Below are 17,961 nucleotides of genomic sequence, written 5' to 3'. Positions count from 1 at the left end.
TTTTTTTATGCTTTTACACGTTTTTGTTTCGATAATTGCCATACGTGATTGGCAATTTCAATCGCTTCTGACGCATGTGGTGTATTGCGGAAGCTTTTGTGTAATTGAAACGCAATGACGTTCGTAATGTTATAACGTGGTATGTCATTGCTTAATTCTTCGATTAAATAATCGAGAAACTCTTGTTGTTCGGCTGTAATAACTTTTAAAAATGCTTTAAAGCCTTCTAATTGTTCTAAAACATCTTGTTTTTCAATCAGTGCGATATCGATATGCTCACTCACATAATCCGCAAATGCAGGCCCGATTAATGTTTGTTTCTTTTCAATCAGATTTGGAATAATGACATCTAATTGATCCATCGCAAATGTGATGACAGGTTCAGGATCACATTTTTGTCCACTAATGAGTTTGTTCATATGGAAAAATTGATGAATTAAGCCAAATAAAATGATAGCCGCATCGTGATGATACGGTACAAGTTTTGCACCGTAAACATCTAATAGACGCGTCGCTGTCCAATTAATTTCACGTAATAATATTTGGTCCACTAAATATTTTACGTCGCGATCTTCCGAATGCAAAATAGACTCAATAATCGGTATAATGTTTTGTTCTTTATTTGCGCGCATCGTAGAAGCTAGTTGCGCGACAAGGGCCAACTTGTCGTTTTTCTCTTTGCCTGTAAGTGCTGTCACTTTGTGCATGTTCGCTTCTTTGCGGCTATTTTCTAAGATGGCGATTAGGCAATCTTTTTTAGAAGAAAAGTAATTGTAAAACGTCCCCTTTGAAATGCTAGCTTCCGTTAAAATATCTTGAATCGATGTTTCTACAAAGCCTTTTTCGACGAATAATGTCATGCAGGCTTGAATAATTTGACGCTTTCGATTGTTCATGTATTCACCTTTTTTATATATTTTTGAACTCCTAGTATAATTTTAATCATAGTTCATATGTTTTTTCAAGCTAATTAGACTAGCGTTATACCTTCAAAAAGTTATTAAATCAATGTTTATATGTGTTTAAAATATTTTTCTTGCAAAAGTTGGACTACGAGTATAAAATAGGACAAGTAAACTTTTTTTAAATTGAATATAAAGTAAAGAGGGAATTGAACTAATGAGTGAAACAATGAAAAAGCCCCCTTATTTAATGATTGCTATTTTATTCGTAGGGGCATTCGTCGCGTTTTTAAATAATACGCTTCTAAATGTGGCGCTTCCTTCAATTATGAAAGACTTTGATGTTGAAGCGTCTACTGTTCAATGGCTTGCGACAGGATACATGTTAGTAACAGGTATTCTCGTCCCAGCCAGCGCGTTCTTAATTACGCGTTTTAAAAATAAATCGTTATTCGTTACATCGATGGCTATTTTCACAATCGGTACAGCGTTAGCAATTTTCGCACCAGAGTTCTGGGTACTATTAACAGCCCGCATGATTCAAGCTGCCGGTGCAGCCGTAATGGGTCCATTATTAATGAACGTCATGCTTGCTAGTTTCCCAATTGAGAAACGTGGTGCAGCACTTGGTATCTTCGGTCTTGTTATGATCATGGCACCAGCGATTGGTCCAACATTATCAGGTTACTTAGTTGAAAACTATTCATGGCACTATCTATTTATCGTGATTTTACCATTCTCGATTATTTCATTATTATTAGCATTATTCAAATTCGATAACATTATGCCAACGCGTCATGTTACAATCGACGTATTCTCAATCATCTTATCAACAATCGGTTTCGGTGGTTTATTATACGGTTTCTCAACTGCTTCTTCAGCAGGTTGGGATGCACTTGAAGTTTGGGGTACAATCGTCGTTGGTACAATCGCATTAATCGTCTTTGTTATCCGTCAGTTAAAACTAGAAAAACCATTATTAAGTATGGAAACATACAAACACCCAATGTACACGTTAAGCAGTATCATTTCGGTTGTGAACGCAATGGCATTATTCTCAGGCATGATTCTTTTACCACTTTACGTGCAAAACATTCGTGGTATCGAGCCATTTGATGCAGGCTTAATGTTATTACCAGGTGCATTAATTATGGGGCTGATGTCTCCAATCACTGGTAAGTTATTCGATAAAATCGGTCCTCGTCCACTAGCAATAACAGGTATCGTTATCATCATCGTAACAACTTATTTATTAAGTAAATTAGAAATAGATACGACATACACTTACTTAATCATCGTTTATTCAGTACGTATGTTAGGTATTTCCCTTGTTATGATGCCGATTATGACAAATGGTTTAAACCAATTACCACAGCGTTTAAATCCACACGGTACTGCAATTAACAACACGCTACAACAAGTTGCTGGTGCGATCGGTACAGCTGTTATGGTGACAATCATGACGAAAAAAGCGACAAGCAGTGCTGAAGATATGGACATTAAGAAAACTGTTGCTGAAAAAGCGAAAGATAAAGCAATGTCTCTAATCCAAGGCGGTACGGATCAAGCAGAAGCACAAGCGCAAGCTGCAAAATATGCGAAAGACTTAGCTGCTACAATGGCAAAACAAGCGCAAATTGATGGCATTAACTTCTCATTCTTAATTGCTACTGGTATTTCGGTTGTATCGTTAATTCTTTCATTCTTCTTAAAACGTGTGACACAAGACTCTATTAAAATAGACGCAAAACAAGAACAAAAATAATGACTGTTAAAGGAATGGTGTACTAAGAGCACCATTCCTTTTTTGTATGCTTTTTTACGAGTAAAACGCTACCAATTTTTTTGAGTTTCTTCTATAATATAGAGAACTAATTACGTAAAGGAGTGTCTTAATTATTGCTTACTTTTTACAGTCGACAAAATTGTCGTCTTTGTGAGGAAGGTATGAATATGATGCGTCTCGTACAACAGGACGTTCATTTTGACTTCGAAACGGTTGATATCGAACAAGATGAAGACTTGCACGAGAGGTATATGATGATGATCCCTGTACTCGAAAAAGATGGCGAAATGATTCAATACGGCGTGTTGGATTACGAAACGATTTTTGAAGCAGTTACAGCACAAGATGCATCATTAGAACAGGCACTTTAAAACTGTCCGAGCAATTAGGACAGTTTTTTTCTTTAAAATTGTTTATTTTAGTTATAAACGGGAAGTAAATAAGTGTGGCATCAAAAACATTATCTCTAGTGGGACGAAAATCAACCATTGTTGCATTGTAAAATATAACCTGTTATAATGGGCTTAAGAAATATTTTTTTAGAGTAAGTGGGATAAAATTTTATACTATGGGATATATTTAAACCCACTAGAGGAGGGAGAACATGCTGTCATTAACGGAAGCACAGCTTAAAATGCTACCTGAAATGTCAGGGTTGCTGCAAGTACGTTACCGCATTTTGAATATGGTTCAAATGTTAGGTCCTATCGGTCGTCGTGCTTTAGCAGATAGCCTCTCCTTAGCAGAGCGAGAAGTTCGGAAAGAAACGGACCTCATGCGTGAGCAAGGATTGATTCATGTAAGCCGCGCAGGAATGTCCATTTCTGAGGCAGGTATGCTTATTTTAGATGTCTTAAAACCACTCGTTTACGAATGGTCAGGTATTACCGATTTAGAACGTCAATTGCAGAAACACTTACGTGTGAAGCATATTACGATTGTCGATGGCAACGTCGATCAAGAACCTTCAGTGAAGGCAATGATGGGCGTTGAAGCCGCCAACCTTTTAAAGCGCGAAGCAAAGCCGGGACATATTATCGCCGTCACAGGCGGGAGTACGGTAGCAGCAGTCGGTGAGCAATTATCACCTTCTTCTAAAATTCGCGGTGTCACATTTATTGCGGCACGTGGTGGTATGGGTGTCGACGTATCGATGCAAGCGAATACGATTGCAGCAGAATTTGCGAGTAATACGGGCAACGAATACCGTACATTGTATTTACCAGAACATTTAAGTGAAGCTGCGTACAATGCGATGATTCACGAGCCAATCGTCAAAGATATGCTCGATTTGTACAACCGTACAGATATCGTCGTACATGGTGTCGGCTCTGCAGACGAAATGGCATTGCGCCGTAACTCTACTTCTGATGAAGTGGAAACGTTACGCAAGCACGGTGCTATCGGTGAGGCTTTCGGATATTATTTTGATGAGAAGGGTAAGGCCGTCCAACGGATTCGCACAGTAGGGTTACAACTTGAACAGGTCAAAAAATGTCCCACTGTCATTGCGCTAGCTGGGGGTGCTTCGAAAGCAAAAGCGATACTCGCTTACTTTACGAACGCGCCAGAGCAGACAAATTTCATCACAGATTTATCTGCAGCACAAGAGATGCTAAAAATTATTCACGAAGATTATTAATTACTTAAAATATTGGAGGAAATGAACATGACTTTTAAATTAGCTATTAACGGATTTGGACGTATTGGACGCTTAGTTTTCCGCACAGCATTACAACGTGAAGATATTGAGATCGTAGCAGTAAATGACTTAACAGATGCAGCAATGCTTGCACATTTATTAAAATATGACTCAGTACACGGTAAGTTAGACGCAGAAGTATCAGCAGAAGGCGAAAACTTAGTTGTAAACGGCAAAAAAGTACGTGTCTATGCAGAAACAGACCCTGCGAAGTTACCTTGGGGCGAGCTTGATGTAGATATCGTTGTTGAATCAACTGGTCGCTTCACAAACTACGACGATGCGAAAAAACACGTTGACGCAGGCGCTAAAAAAGTTATCGTTTCAGCTCCAGGTAAAAACATGCCAACATTCGTAATGGGCGTTAACCACGAAAACTACAACAAAGAATCAGACGTTGTATTCTCAAACGCTTCTTGTACAACAAACTGCTTAGCACCAGTTGCGAAAGTATTGGATGAAAAATTCGGTATTAAACGCGGTATGATGACAACTGTTCACTCATACACAAATGACCAAAAAATCTTAGATCTTCCACATAAAGATTACCGTCGTGCACGTGCTGCAGCGATGTCTAGCATTCCAACAACAACAGGTGCAGCATTAGCAGTTGCGAAAGTATTACCACAACTTGAAGGTAAACTAGACGGTATGGCAATCCGCGTACCAACACCAAACGTTTCTCTAGTCGACTTAGTTGTTGAACTAGATAAAAATGTAACAAAAGAAGAAGTGAACGCAGCATTAAAAGCTTCTTCAGAAGAAGAATTAAACGGCCAACTTGCTTACTCAGAAGAACCACTTGTATCAATCGATTACAACGGTAACACAGCTTCTTCTACAGTTGATGCACTTTCAACAATGGTACTTGAAGATAATCTTGTAAAAGTACTTGCTTGGTACGATAACGAAACAGGTTACTCTACACGTGTTGTAGACCTTGCTGAATACGTAGCAAAACAAGGGTTCTAATAACTGAATACAATTACGCCCAGCGAAAAGGAAAAGTTATTTTTGAAAAATAATTAGCCTTTTTAGAAACTAGCGTATATAATGAGTTTGAAAAAAAAAGGAGAAGGGCTACGGTGACTTCTTCTTTTTTTGTGAAAGTAAGAAAGCGTTTTACACGCGCTAAAGGGAGGCATTCTGTAGATGAATGAGAAAAAATCAGTAAAAGATATTGATGTAAAAGGTAAACGCGTTTTCGTCCGTGTCGACTTTAATGTGCCAATGGAAGATGGCAAAGTGACAGACGATACACGTATCCGTGCTGCACTACCAACAATCCAATATTTAATTGATGAAGGCGCTAAAGTGATTTTAGCGAGTCATTTAGGTCGTCCAAAAGGTGAAGTCAAAGAAGAGCTTCGTTTAACTGCTGCTGGTGAACGTTTAGCACAACTTTTAAATAAGTCTGTGAACAAATTAGACGAATCAGTCGGCGAAAATGTAGAAGTTGCCATTGCAAATATGCAAGATGGCGACGTCGTATTACTTGAAAATGTTCGTTTCCACGCAGGGGAAGAAAAAAATGATGCAAATCTTGCACAACAATTTGCGAACCTTGCAGACATTTACGTAAATGATGCATTCGGCGCTGCACACCGCGCACACGCGACGACTGCGGGTATCGCACAATATTTACCTGCTGTTTCAGGTTTCTTAATGCAAAAAGAGCTAGACGTTTTAGGGAAAGCACTTGCAGAACCAGAACGTCCATTTACAGCTATTATCGGTGGCGCGAAAGTAAAAGACAAAATTGATGTCATCAACCACTTACTTGAAAAAGTCGATAACTTAATTATCGGTGGTGGTCTTTCTTACACATTCACAAAAGCACAAGGCTATGAAGTTGGTACGTCTCTTCTTGAAGAAGACAAAATCGAATTAGCACAATCATTTATTCAAAAAGCAAAAGACAAAGGCGTGAAATTTTACATGCCAGTCGATGCAGTCGTAGCAGATGAATTTTCAAAAGATGCGAACACAAAAGTTGTGCCGATCGAAGAAATTCCTCAAGACTACATGGGCCTTGATATCGGTCCGAAAACCGTTGAAACATATGCAGAAGTAATTAAAAACTCGAAGTTAATCATTTGGAATGGCCCAATGGGTGTATTTGAAATGGACGCTTTTGCCAACGGTACAAAAGGTGTTGCAAACGCTATGGCACAAACAGAAGGGTACACAGTCATCGGTGGTGGCGACTCAGCAGCTGCAGTCGAAAAATTCGGCGTAGCAAATGACATGTCGCACATTTCAACTGGTGGCGGTGCTTCTCTTGAGTTTATGGAAGGCAAAGAACTTCCTGGTGTCGTCGCATTAAACGATAAATAATATAAAACTATATGGAGGATGATGAATACATGCGTAAACCAATTATTGCTGGCAACTGGAAAATGTATAAAACACTTTCGGAGGCTGTTGAATTTGTAGAGCAAGTGAAAACGCAAGTCCCTGCAAACGATCAAGTAGACGCTGTTGTATGCGCCCCAGCACTATTTTTACCATCGTTAGTAGAAGCAACGAAGGGCACGGATTTAGCCATCGGCGCTCAAAATATGCACTTTGAAAAAGAAGGTGCGTTCACTGGTGAAGTCAGCCCGAACCAATTAGCGGATATTAACGTAGGGTACGTCGTGTTAGGTCATTCTGAGCGCCGAGAATATTTCAATGAAACAGACGAAGCTGTAAACAAAAAAGCACACGCAGCGTTTGCGAACGGTTTAACACCGATCATTTGTGTCGGTGAAACGTTAGAAGAACGCGATGCAGGCCAAACGGTTTCAAAAGTTTCATCGCAAGTAACAGCCGCAATTAAAGATTTAACAGCATCACAAGTGGCAGAAGCGGTTATCGCTTATGAACCAATTTGGGCAATCGGCAGTGGCAAAACAGCGACAGCCGCAGATGCGAACGAAGTATGTGGCGCCATTCGTCAGGCGATTGCTGGAGAAATTGGCGAAGAAACAGCTGAAAAAACACGTATTCAATACGGTGGTTCTGTAAAACCGTCAAATATTTCTGAATTTTTATCAACGGAACATATTGACGGAGCCCTTGTTGGTGGTGCAAGCTTAGAAGTAGATTCATACTTAAAATTATTGGAGGCGGGGGCAAATGCCTAATACACCAGTTGCACTAATCATTTTAGATGGCTTCGGCTGTCGGAAAGAAGTTTTCGGTAATGCAGTAGCACAAGCGAACAAACCAAACTTTGATCGCTACTACGCACAATTCCCACATGCACAATTACTTGCATCAGGAGAAGAAGTTGGTCTTCCTGCAGGACAAATGGGGAACTCCGAAGTCGGTCACTTAAATATCGGCGCCGGCCGTATCGTATACCAAAGTTTAACGCGTATCGATAAGGCGATTAAAGACGGCGATTTCTTTGATAATGAGGTGCTTCTAAAAGCAATCAACCACGTGAAAGCAAACAATTCTAAATTGCACTTATTAGGATTGCTTTCTGATGGCGGTGTACACAGTCACTATGAGCACATGTTTGCATTGTTACAACTTGCAAAACAACAAGGCTTAGACGAAGCTTATATTCATGCATTTTTAGACGGTCGCGATGTTGGACCGAAAACAGCTGGCGGCTATTTAGACGACACAGCGAAAAAAATTCAAGAAATCGGTATCGGTAAAATTGCATCTGTCAGCGGTCGCTATTATGCGATGGACCGCGATAAACGTTGGGACCGCGTAAAACTTGCGTATGACGCAGTCGTTTTAGGTGAAGGACCAACGCAACCTTCTGCAGGTGTCGGTGTTGCCGCATCATACGAAGCAGGTGTGACAGACGAGTTTGTCGTACCATTCGTCGTAGAAGAAAACGGTCAACCAGTCGCAACAATCGAAGACGGAGATGCTGTTATTTTCTTCAACTTCCGTCCTGACCGCGCGATTCAATTATCGACAGCAATTACAAATCCAAAGTTTGAAGGTTTTGATATTTCAGAAATTCAGCCGAAAAACCTTGAATTTGTTTGCTTTAAGAAATATAGTGAAACTGTAATCGGTGATATCGCGTTCCACGATGACGATCTAAAAAATACGATCGGTGAAGTGTTATCAACTGCAGGATTACGTCAATTACGTATTGCCGAAACTGAAAAGTATCCACACGTCACGTTCTTTATGAGTGGTGGTCGTGAGGAAACATTCGAAGGGGAAAATCGTATTTTAATCAATTCGCCAAAAGTGGCGACATACGATTTACAACCAGAAATGAGTGCCTATGAAGTGCGCGACGCATTAGTTGCTGAAATTAATGGTGACAAAACAGATGCAATCATTTTAAACTTCGCAAACCCTGATATGGTCGGCCATAGCGGTATGCTAGAGCCAACGATTAAGGCAATCGAAGCGGTTGACGAATGTTTAGGTGACGTCGTTGATGCGATTTTAGCAAAAGGTGGTTATGCGATTATTACTGCAGACCACGGTAACTCTGATGAAGTCGTAACACTCGATGGTAAACCGATGACAGCTCATACAACGAACCCAGTGCCCGTTATCGTCACGAAAGATGATGCGGTAATGCACGACGGGATTTTAGCTGATTTAGCACCAACAATGCTTAAACTTTTAGGCGTTGCGCAACCTGCCGAAATGACAGGTAAACCATTATTCGATTAAATCGAAAACAATAATTTCACAAACCGAGGAGAGTTCAAACAATGTCAATTATTACAAACGTATTAGCTCGCGAAGTATTAGATTCACGCGGTAACCCAACAGTGGAAGTAGAAGTATTTACAGAATCAGGCGCATATGGTCGTTCAATCGTACCTTCAGGTGCATCGACTGGTGAATACGAAGCTGTCGAGTTACGCGATGGAGACAAATCTCGCTACCTTGGCAAAGGTGTATTAAAAGCCGTTGATAACGTGAACAGCATCATTGCACCAGCATTAGAAGGCGAGTTTTCTGTATTAGATCAAGTTGCAATCGATAAAAAAATGATCGAACTTGACGGTTCAGATAACAAAGGCGTTCTAGGTGCAAACGCAATCCTAGGTGTATCTTTAGCAGTAGCGCACGCAGGTGCCAACTATTTAGGTTTACCACTTTACCAATACATCGGTGGCGTAAATGCAAAACAATTACCAGTACCGATGATGAACATTTTAAACGGTGGCGAACACGCTGATAACAACGTAGATATTCAAGAATTCATGGTTATGCCTGTTGGCGCTGAAAGCTTCCGTCACGCATTACGCATGGGCGCTGAAATTTTCCACTCATTAAAAGCGGTATTAAAAGAAACAGGCCACAACACAGCTGTAGGTGATGAAGGTGGTTTCGCACCGAACCTTTCTTCAAACGAAGAAGCATTATCTACAATCGTGACAGCAATCGAACGCGCTGGTTACAAACCAGGCGAAGAAGTAAAACTTGCGATGGACGTTGCATCTTCTGAACTTTACAATGACGAAGATAAACTATACCACTTAGATGGTGAAGGCGTGACAAAAACTTCTGAAGAAATGGTTGCATGGTATGAAGAGCTTGTAAGCAAATACCCAATCATCTCAATTGAAGATGGTCTTGACGAAAATGACTGGGCAGGTCACAAATTACTAACAGAACGTATCGGCGATCGCGTACAATTAGTCGGTGACGATTTATTCGTAACAAACACTGAAAAATTAGCACGTGGTATCGAAGAAGGCGTTGGTAACGCAATTTTAGTCAAAGTAAACCAAATCGGTACATTAACAGAAACATTAGATGCAATCGAAATGGCAAAACGCGCAGGTTACACTGCGGTGATCTCACACCGTTCTGGTGAATCAGAAGACGTAACAATCGCTGATATCGCGGTTGCAACAAACGCTGGTCAAATTAAAACAGGTGCACCATCTCGTACAGACCGTGTTGCGAAATACAACCAATTACTTCGCATTGAAGACGAATTAGCTGGTATTTCTAAATACGACGGTATCCAATCTTTCTATAACTTAAATAAATAAGTAATTGAACTTCATACAGGCTATGTCACGTTGACATAGCCTGTTTTTTTTGAATAAAAAGAGGGAAGTGACATGGAATTATTTAATTTAACAGGGAAAATGTAGTCGTTAAATTTTAGAACGCATTCCGGCAGGTCGTTGGGGCAATGCAGAAGATATGAAAGGTGCGGTAATCTTTTTAGCCTGACTACGTAGATGGGCAAACGATCGTTATCGATAGTGGCTCGTTAGGTAGATAGTTTTTAAAGAAATACCGTTTTTTGCTATATAGTTGCATGTTTTCATGATAAAATGACAGTATGTATAATTACGTTTAGAGTTATGCATCAAGTGCTTAGTCTATGATAAAATAGGCAATGTCGTGATGTAGATGAGCTGGAGGTGAAATGATGCATACATTTTTACTAATTTCATTAATCGTGTTAGCAGTGCTAATTATTGTGACGGTATTAATGCAAGAACCAAAAAGTGCAGGTCTATCAGGTGCCATTTCAGGTGGTGCTGAACAATTGTTCGGCAAATCAAAAGCGCGTGGCGTAGAATTAATTTTACACCGTGTAACGATGGTTCTTTCAATTTTATTTTTCGTTGTCGCAATTTTAATTGCAAAATTCTAATAAACGATTGATGCCTAACCATCAAAAGGTTAGGCATTTTGTATTTGTTAAGGATATAATAGAGGAAGACGTATATTTACCAATGCAATGACACATCAGGAGGTTTTTGAAATGAAGGTATCTTTGCCACAACCATTTTTCTTTGAAGCTGGAAAGCGCGCAGTATTATTACTACATGGTTTTACAGGGAATTCAGCCGACGTGCGCATATTAGGTCGTTTTTTAGAGAAGAACGGCTATACGACGAAAGCACCGCATTTTAAAGGACATGGTGTATCACCACTAGAACTGATTAAAACAGGGCCAGTGGATTGGTGGCAAGATGTAGAAAAGGCGTATGACGAGCTAGTGGCGGCAGGCTACAACGAAATCGCTGTAGTCGGCCTATCACTAGGTGGCGTCTTCTCACTTCGTTTAGGGTATTTAAAACCGCTTAAAGGAATTGTGACGATGTGCGCGCCAATGACGATGCGTACGACCGATACAATGTTTAGCGGTATTTTAAAATACGCGAAGGATTTTAGTAGAGCATTTGGCTATAGTGAGACAGAGACGAGTGCATTATTAGAAAGCATCAAACAAGAGGGTATGCCCTCATTGCCAAAACTTCCTGAACTGATTCAAGATGTGCGTCGTCACGTTGACGAAGTATATGCACCGATTTTCGTCGTTCAAGCGAGACACGATGAGGTTATTAATCCGAAGTCCGCACAGATCATTTATGATACAGTAGAGTCAATAGATAAACATATAAAATGGTATGAAGAGTCAGGTCATGTCATTACATTAGGTAAAGAGAAAAAACAATTACATGAGGATATTTTAGCGTTTCTAAATAGTTTAGATTGGCAGGAATAATCGTCTGTTCGTAGGAGGGAAACATTTGAGTAATTTAGAACAACGCACACTTGCGTTATTTACCCAAGAAGATATAAAACCGTTAACAGTAGCGGAAATTGAAGAACAACTAGGTTTAACAGAGGCAGAAGACTTCAAAGAACTAGTGAAAATTTTAGTGAACTTAGAAGAGAAAGGGAGCATCGTACGCGGTAGCAATGACAAATACGGTACACCTGAACGTATGAACACATTCCAAGGTCGTTTCATCGGTCACGCAAAAGGCTTTGGTTTCGTTGCACCAGAAGAAGAAGGTATGGACGACGTATTCATTCCACCAACAATGAAAGCTGGCGCATTAAACGGTGATACAGTTATCGTGAAAGTATCAGCAGATTCAACTGGCGAACGTCGCGAAGGTCAAATCGTTGAAATCGTAGAACGTGGTACAACACGTGTCGTCGGTGAATTCCAAGCGAACAAAAACTTCGGCTTCGTCGTACCAGATGACAAGCGTTTCGGTACAGATATTTTCATCGGTCGCGGTCATACACTAGGCGCGATGGACGGTCATAAAGTAGTCGTTGAAATTACAAAATGGCCAGATGAAAAACATTCAGCATCAGGTATGGTGACACAAATTCTTGGTCACAAAAACGATCCGGGCGTTGATATTTTATCGATTATCCATAAACATAACATCGATGTAGACTTCCCTGAAGAAGTGATGGAAGCAGCTGCAGCTGTACCAGAAGAAATTTCTGATGAAGATCGTGTAGGTCGTCGTGATTGCCGCGAAGATATGATCGTTACAATCGATGGCGAATCTGCAAAAGATTTAGATGATGCAGTTGGTGTTGTGAAATTAGATAACGGTAACTACAAATTAACAGTTCACATTGCAGACGTAAGTTACTATGTAACGAAAGATTCTGTATTAGATAAAGAAGCATTTGAACGCGCAACTTCTGTTTACTTAACAGACCGCGTGATTCCAATGATTCCACACCGTCTGTCAAACGGTATTTGTTCATTAAACCCACAAGTCGATCGCTTAGTATTATCTTGTGAAATGATCATCGACCCAACAGGTAAAGTCGTAGAACACGATATTTTCCAAAGTGTCATTCGTACAAATGAACGTATGACGTACTCAGACGTTTATAAAATCGTCGAGCACAAAGATGCTGAACTGATCGAGCGCTACAAAGAGCTTGTACCGATGTTTGAAACGATGAAGGAATTATCAGATATCCTTCGTTCTAATCGTGACCGTCGTGGCGCAGTAGATTTCGACTTAAAAGAGTCAGTCGTCGTTGTCGATGAAAAAGGCTGGCCAGTAGATATCGTCGTGCGCGAACGTACAATTGCTGAAAAAATGATCGAGGACTTCATGCTTGCAGCGAATGAAACAGTTGCTGAACACATATGCAAAATGGAATTACCATTCATCTATCGTATTCACGAAGATCCAAAACCAGAACGTCTGCAACGTTTCTTCGAATTCATCACAAACTTCGGTATTACTGTAAAAGGTGCAACAGATTCAATTGATCCAAGTGCGCTACAAGGTATTTTAAAATCAGTAGAAGGTCAACCCGAATACCCAGTCATTTCTACAATGATGCTTCGTTCAATGCAACAAGCGAAATACAACCCAGAATGCTTAGGTCACTTCGGTTTAGCCGCACCATTCTACACACACTTTACATCACCAATTCGTCGTTACCCTGACTTAATCGTACACCGCTTATTACGTACGTATTTAATCGAAGGTGACAGATCACCAAAAACGACTTCTTATTGGGGTTCTGTAATGGACGAAATTTCAGTTCATACTTCATCTCGTGAACGTCGTGCAATCGATGCTGAACGTGATACAGAAGCAATCAAGAAAGCACAATACATGCTTGATAAAGTCGGTCAAGAATTCGAAGGTATCGTCGGTTCTGTTACGAACTTCGGTATGTTCATCGAGCTTGATAACACAATCGAAGGTCTTGTACACATTAGTAATTTAACGGATGACTACTACAACTTCGATGAGCGTTCAATGACAATGGTCGGCGAACGTACTGCACGTCAATTCCGCATCGGTGACCGCGTGACAATTAAAGTGTTCAACGTCAATGTTGAAGAAGCAGCAGTCGACTTCATCATTACAGACATGCCTGAACCACAACCAAAACGTCGCAACAACGGTCCACGTGTTATCAAAGGTAAAGAAAAAGGTAAAGAATTCAAACGCGGTGGTAAAGGTCCAAGCAACAAACGTACACCGAGTGGCCCAAAAGTAAACGGTCGTACACGTAAAGACGAACGTAAACGCAACGCAGATCATGATAGCAATCATAAACCAAAAAAACGTGGTAGCTTTTACGATGCAATGGCAAAAGCATCTCAAAAAGACCGCGGTGGTAAACGAAAATAAGCAATCATAGAGGTGACGCTACATGCCAAAGGGAAAAGGAAATGCACTAGCGCAAAATAAAAAAGCGAATCACGATTATGCGATTGAAGAAACAATCGAAGCGGGTCTTGTACTAAGTGGTACAGAGATTAAATCGATTCGTAAAGGGAAAGTGCAGTTGAAAGATGCATTCGTCCAAATTCGCAACGGTGAAGCGTGGGTATTAAATATGCACGTTAGCCCGTACGAACAAGGGAATCTTTTCAATCACGACCCATTACGTACGCGCAAATTATTACTGCACAAACGTCAAATCCAACAGCTAAACTACGATGTAAAACGCGATGGTTACACAATCGTACCACTCAAAATTTACATTCGAGATGGCTATGCAAAGTTACTGATCGGTCTTGGTAAAGGTAAGAAGACGTATGATAAACGTCAAGATTTAAAAAATAAAGATGCGAAACGTGACATTGCTCGTGCAATGAAAGATCGCAATCGTTAATAAGAAGGTCTGTATTCATCAAGGAATGCAGGCCTTTTTTCAATGCATTTCAGTTGCGACATCATCAGTATTACGCTATAATATAGTCATCAAGCCAGTCTAGTCGCTCTCGAGCGATTTCCTAACAACCTATATTCGGACAGCTAGTACGAGCTTATGTGGCTTTACGCTCTTTGTCTTAGTGAATAGGGGGACGTTACGGATTCGACAGGGATGTCTGGGCTTGGGTTGCGTGTCGGAGGTCTCGGCTTCGTCAACAACGGAAGTTATATAATAACTGGCAAAACAAACAATCAATTAGCTGCAGCTTAGTTCTGCAACTGCTTCACCATTCCATCGCCCATGTGGAGTGACTGAGGCCCAACTTTAGTGGGATACACTTGCAGGTGCCACCTGAGTCTGTAAGGAGAGATTAGTAGGTTAGCGCTCAAGACGCCTGTCTGTCGGCATAATGCAGCGCGAAACGCAAATAGATTGACTACACACGTAGTGGCTCAAGTACTGGAGTTTCTGGACGTGGGTTCGACTCCCATCGTCTCCATACATGTATGGTAAAACCGCAATCTCTTCGGAGGTTGCGGTTTTTTTCATAGATTTTTATCATTTCACTCAAAAGAAGTATTTAATTAGTGCTATTTTCCAAATGAATTATCGTAAATATCTAGGTATGAAAAATAATTTTGTGTATAATTAAGCATATTTTACAATTTTAGAAAAAGTGTATTGAAATTGGAAGATGACTAAATGATAAAGGGGTTTGTGTATGGGAAACGTACGCGGTATCGAACTCGCGGAAAATGAGTTCACCATTCGAGAGTATGAAGCATCGAACTTAACATTGCTGAACAAATCGTTAGCAAAAGGGTATGCGATCATTACGAATGAACGTTTTATTTTTACGAGTAGTGCGAAAACGACGCTCGGCAACAGTGTGCTCGTTCGTGAAGCGAAAATGAATGAGATTACAGGTATTCAAGCAGGATTATCAAACAAAAAGAGCATCGCGCAATTAATTGTTGGCGCATTGATTGCGTTATTCGGTCTGATGATGTTATTCGGATTTCCACCAGTAGGTATTATATTATTAATTATTGCAGCGATCGTCATTTATAACGGTTTAAAAAGTAAAGGCATTCAAATGCGCCTTTCGGTATTATGTCACGCTTCGACATCGCCGATTAGCATTAGCGGAGAAGGTTCAAGAGGATTATTTGCACGTATGACATCAGGGAATATTACGTCTTCATTATCAGGTTCTCCGGCAATGCATACGGAGCAATTTATTCGTGAAATTGGTGCATTAATTCAAGACGTTCAACAATTAGGCGGTGAACGTGCTGCAGAAAAATGGCGTACGATTCCATTAAGTGCGGCGCCAACACCAGTTGTAGAACCAGCGCCAGTATATCAACCAGCAACACCGACACCAGCGCCAGCAGTGAGTGCTGTGTCATTAAAAAAACCGACAGCTACAATGTGTACATGTGGCAACGTATTAGACGATACAGCGCTATTTTGTAATGAATGCGGTAAAAAAATCTAACGACCGATAATGGCATTTTACACGCAATGTGTGAAGTGTCATTTTCGTATGAGAAAGGCAGGGAAATGTATGAAACAATGTCCAAATAAGGCATGTCAGGCGCTGAACGAAGAAAACAATAAATTTTGTACCGTTTGTGGGACAATCATGTCGTCAGACGTTGCACCGTCATCATCTGTAAAACAAGTAAAATGTGTAAATGAAAACTGTGATGCCTACAACGATGAAGGTAGCAAATTTTGTTTAAAATGCGGTACGCCACAAGGAACTCCGCAAGATAATCAGTCAATTACGTTAAAGAAGGCAGAACAAGCGCCTACGCTACCACCGAAGGAACCTGTAAAAGAAACACCGATAGCACCGACAAAAACATGTGTGAATCCATCTTGTCGCGCTGAAAATCCACTTGAAAGTAACTTTTGCTTTAAATGTGCAACACCATTCCATTTAGCATCTTCACAGCCAACACCAGAAGTTACACGCGTAGCAGAACCGACACCACCACCTCCAACGCCACCAGCAACACCGAAAAAACATAAAAAATGGCCGATGATTGTTGGACTCATTGCGCTTTGCTTAATAATTGGCGCGATTATTGCGAGCTTTATGTGGCGCAATGAAACTGCGCTCATTAAAAAGTTAGATGAAGCGGCTGCGAAAAAAGACGCGAATTTATATTTTGAACAATTAACGACGGATCCATATAATGATGTAAGCTTAAAAGCGTACAATACATTGTTGAAAAAACAAAATATTCAAGAACTATCGGAAGAAACGAAAGATATGATTCGTTCATTATCAGCGACAAACGTAGCAAATATTGAAGACGAAGTACAACTGCCGAGCAAGGCAGGTAAGCTCATCGTACGTAAATATTCGCCGTTAGGACTTAGTTTCTTAGCACATTACAATATTTATCCTGTACCATTTTTAGCGCACGTGAAAACGAACGTAGACGACGTGAAACTCGTTTTCGGTGATCAACGTACGACGCTTCAAAAAAATGATGATTGGGAAGAAATTTTATTACCAGGGAAATATGAATACACCGTTGAATACAAATCAAAATTTGGTGATTTAAAAGAACTTCGTAAAGTAAATATTTCGAAGCAACATAGTAATATGCTCAACGCAACATTTAAAACGAAAGAAGTGACGTTGACGACGAAAGACTTACCGAAATTAACGTTTACCGTAAACGGTGAAAAAATGAACTTATCAAATGAATATGCAGACGGTGTGTTAAGCATTCCATCAGGCGCTGAATTTGATTTAGTTGCGAAATTTAAAGAAGACGGTAAAACGTATAAATCGAAAAAATTACATGTGAGTGAATATTTAACGGACGAATTAGAGTTCCCGAAATATAAACAATAGCATGTTGCTTCAGCACATCAGACACACTTTTGCGTTTTATCTGAGTTGTGCTACACTACTTGTACTAACGTAAAAGGAGCAATGACGTGGCTATTTTAAAACGTGAAGATCTAGAGCTAATGCTGACAGATGCTGAAGATACATTAAAACAATTACAAGCGGGCGAAATGAACGCTGTCACAACAGAATTAATCGATTTAACGAAACAACAAATCGATGAATTAAAAGTGATGTTAGAAGAAGTAGACGCTTAATATGACATAAAAAAAGGGAAGTCGCATTGTGTGCGATTTCC

The 17,961-nt window shown here is 40.2% G+C and carries 16 protein-coding genes, 1 other RNA gene and 1 pseudogene; 17 read left to right on the top strand and 1 reads right to left on the bottom strand.

The window, feature by feature from the left end; genetic code table 11:
- Nucleotides 1-5 precede the first annotated feature (5 nt).
- The gene (locus tag KMHG_RS13190) at nt 6-896 is read right to left on the bottom strand and encodes a TetR/AcrR family transcriptional regulator (RefSeq protein ID WP_010290189.1); all 891 of its coding nucleotides are present in this window, start codon (nt 894-896) and stop codon (nt 6-8) included.
- A 223-nt stretch (nt 897-1,119) separates the two neighbouring features.
- Between KMHG_RS13190 and KMHG_RS13185 the strand changes: the two genes are divergently transcribed.
- From KMHG_RS13185 to KMHG_RS19155, 17 genes and pseudogenes are all read left to right on the top strand, one after another.
- Nucleotides 1,120-2,667 carry a DHA2 family efflux MFS transporter permease subunit gene (locus tag KMHG_RS13185; protein WP_010290188.1) on the top strand — a complete coding sequence of 516 codons (1,548 nt, stop codon included), beginning with the start codon at nt 1,120-1,122 and terminating at the stop codon, nt 2,665-2,667.
- Between the two features lie 134 nt (nt 2,668-2,801).
- Nucleotides 2,802-3,059, top strand: coding sequence for a glutaredoxin family protein (locus KMHG_RS18050; RefSeq protein ID WP_026022111.1), 258 nt, complete (start codon nt 2,802-2,804; stop codon nt 3,057-3,059).
- Between the two features lie 233 nt (nt 3,060-3,292).
- Nucleotides 3,293-4,330, top strand: coding sequence for a sugar-binding transcriptional regulator (locus tag KMHG_RS13175; RefSeq protein WP_010290186.1), 1,038 nt, complete (start codon nt 3,293-3,295; stop codon nt 4,328-4,330).
- Nucleotides 4,331-4,357: 27 nt separating this feature from the next.
- Nucleotides 4,358-5,362, top strand: a complete 1,005-nt coding sequence (gap, locus tag KMHG_RS13170; RefSeq protein WP_010290185.1) for a type I glyceraldehyde-3-phosphate dehydrogenase — start codon at nt 4,358-4,360, stop codon at nt 5,360-5,362.
- Between the two features lie 180 nt (nt 5,363-5,542).
- Entirely contained in the window at nt 5,543-6,727 is a 1,185-nt protein-coding gene (locus tag KMHG_RS13165) for a phosphoglycerate kinase (protein WP_010290183.1), read from the top strand.
- 29 nt (nt 6,728-6,756) lie between these two features.
- Nucleotides 6,757-7,518 carry a triose-phosphate isomerase gene (gene tpiA / locus KMHG_RS13160; protein ID WP_010290181.1) on the top strand — a complete coding sequence of 254 codons (762 nt, stop codon included), beginning with the start codon at nt 6,757-6,759 and terminating at the stop codon, nt 7,516-7,518.
- Entirely contained in the window at nt 7,511-9,037 is a 1,527-nt protein-coding gene (gene gpmI / locus KMHG_RS13155; protein WP_010290180.1) for a 2,3-bisphosphoglycerate-independent phosphoglycerate mutase, read from the top strand. Before tpiA ends, gpmI begins: the two co-directional genes overlap by 8 nt.
- A gap of 41 nt (nt 9,038-9,078) precedes the next feature.
- On the top strand, nt 9,079-10,374 hold the full coding sequence (gene eno / locus KMHG_RS13150; RefSeq protein ID WP_010290179.1) for a phosphopyruvate hydratase: 1,296 nt from the start codon (nt 9,079-9,081) through the stop codon (nt 10,372-10,374).
- A gap of 112 nt (nt 10,375-10,486) precedes the next feature.
- Nucleotides 10,487-10,613 (top strand): annotated as a pseudogene (locus KMHG_RS19625) (2-deoxy-D-gluconate 3-dehydrogenase); the annotation flags it as partial.
- 150 nt (nt 10,614-10,763) lie between these two features.
- On the top strand, nt 10,764-10,991 hold the full coding sequence (gene secG / locus KMHG_RS13145; RefSeq protein WP_010290178.1) for a preprotein translocase subunit SecG: 228 nt from the start codon (nt 10,764-10,766) through the stop codon (nt 10,989-10,991).
- Nucleotides 10,992-11,102: 111 nt separating this feature from the next.
- Nucleotides 11,103-11,849, top strand: coding sequence for an alpha/beta hydrolase (locus KMHG_RS13140; RefSeq protein WP_010290177.1), 747 nt, complete (start codon nt 11,103-11,105; stop codon nt 11,847-11,849).
- A gap of 25 nt (nt 11,850-11,874) precedes the next feature.
- Nucleotides 11,875-14,259 carry a ribonuclease R gene (rnr, locus tag KMHG_RS13135; RefSeq protein WP_010290176.1) on the top strand — a complete coding sequence of 795 codons (2,385 nt, stop codon included), beginning with the start codon at nt 11,875-11,877 and terminating at the stop codon, nt 14,257-14,259.
- A 22-nt stretch (nt 14,260-14,281) separates the two neighbouring features.
- Complete coding sequence (gene smpB / locus KMHG_RS13130) at nt 14,282-14,746, top strand: SsrA-binding protein SmpB (RefSeq protein WP_010290175.1); 465 nt, start codon at nt 14,282-14,284, stop codon at nt 14,744-14,746.
- A 189-nt stretch (nt 14,747-14,935) separates the two neighbouring features.
- Nucleotides 14,936-15,290, top strand: a transfer-messenger RNA (tmRNA) gene (gene ssrA, locus KMHG_RS18865).
- A gap of 219 nt (nt 15,291-15,509) precedes the next feature.
- Nucleotides 15,510-16,289, top strand: coding sequence for a zinc ribbon domain-containing protein (locus KMHG_RS13125; RefSeq protein ID WP_010290174.1), 780 nt, complete (start codon nt 15,510-15,512; stop codon nt 16,287-16,289).
- Nucleotides 16,290-16,358: 69 nt separating this feature from the next.
- On the top strand, nt 16,359-17,666 hold the full coding sequence (locus KMHG_RS13120; protein WP_010290173.1) for a zinc ribbon domain-containing protein: 1,308 nt from the start codon (nt 16,359-16,361) through the stop codon (nt 17,664-17,666).
- 86 nt (nt 17,667-17,752) lie between these two features.
- Nucleotides 17,753-17,920, top strand: coding sequence for a hypothetical protein (locus tag KMHG_RS19155; protein ID WP_154647379.1), 168 nt, complete (start codon nt 17,753-17,755; stop codon nt 17,918-17,920).
- The last annotated feature ends 41 nt before the right edge of the window (nt 17,921-17,961 follow it).

The sequence above is a fragment of the Kurthia massiliensis genome (assembly GCF_000285555.1).
Lineage (GTDB): Bacteria > Bacillota > Bacilli > Bacillales_A > Planococcaceae > Kurthia > Kurthia massiliensis.
The sequence above is the reverse complement of the archived record's forward strand: the minus strand, read 5'-3'. Positions and strand labels throughout refer to the sequence as shown.

Coding starts and splice junctions, on each gene's coding strand:
- KMHG_RS13175 (WP_010290186.1), top strand. CDS start 3,293: ATGCTGTCATTAACGGAAGCACAGCTTAAAATGCTACCTGAAATGTCA.
- KMHG_RS13165 (WP_010290183.1), top strand. CDS start 5,543: ATGAATGAGAAAAAATCAGTAAAAGATATTGATGTAAAAGGTAAACGC.
- gap (WP_010290185.1), top strand. CDS start 4,358: ATGACTTTTAAATTAGCTATTAACGGATTTGGACGTATTGGACGCTTA.
- KMHG_RS13125 (WP_010290174.1), top strand. CDS start 15,510: ATGGGAAACGTACGCGGTATCGAACTCGCGGAAAATGAGTTCACCATT.
- KMHG_RS13120 (WP_010290173.1), top strand. CDS start 16,359: ATGAAACAATGTCCAAATAAGGCATGTCAGGCGCTGAACGAAGAAAAC.
- eno (WP_010290179.1), top strand. CDS start 9,079: ATGTCAATTATTACAAACGTATTAGCTCGCGAAGTATTAGATTCACGC.
- tpiA (WP_010290181.1), top strand. CDS start 6,757: ATGCGTAAACCAATTATTGCTGGCAACTGGAAAATGTATAAAACACTT.
- KMHG_RS13140 (WP_010290177.1), top strand. CDS start 11,103: ATGAAGGTATCTTTGCCACAACCATTTTTCTTTGAAGCTGGAAAGCGC.
- secG (WP_010290178.1), top strand. CDS start 10,764: ATGCATACATTTTTACTAATTTCATTAATCGTGTTAGCAGTGCTAATT.
- gpmI (WP_010290180.1), top strand. CDS start 7,511: ATGCCTAATACACCAGTTGCACTAATCATTTTAGATGGCTTCGGCTGT.
- KMHG_RS13190 (WP_010290189.1), bottom strand. CDS start 896: ATGAACAATCGAAAGCGTCAAATTATTCAAGCCTGCATGACATTATTC.
- KMHG_RS13185 (WP_010290188.1), top strand. CDS start 1,120: ATGAGTGAAACAATGAAAAAGCCCCCTTATTTAATGATTGCTATTTTA.
- smpB (WP_010290175.1), top strand. CDS start 14,282: ATGCCAAAGGGAAAAGGAAATGCACTAGCGCAAAATAAAAAAGCGAAT.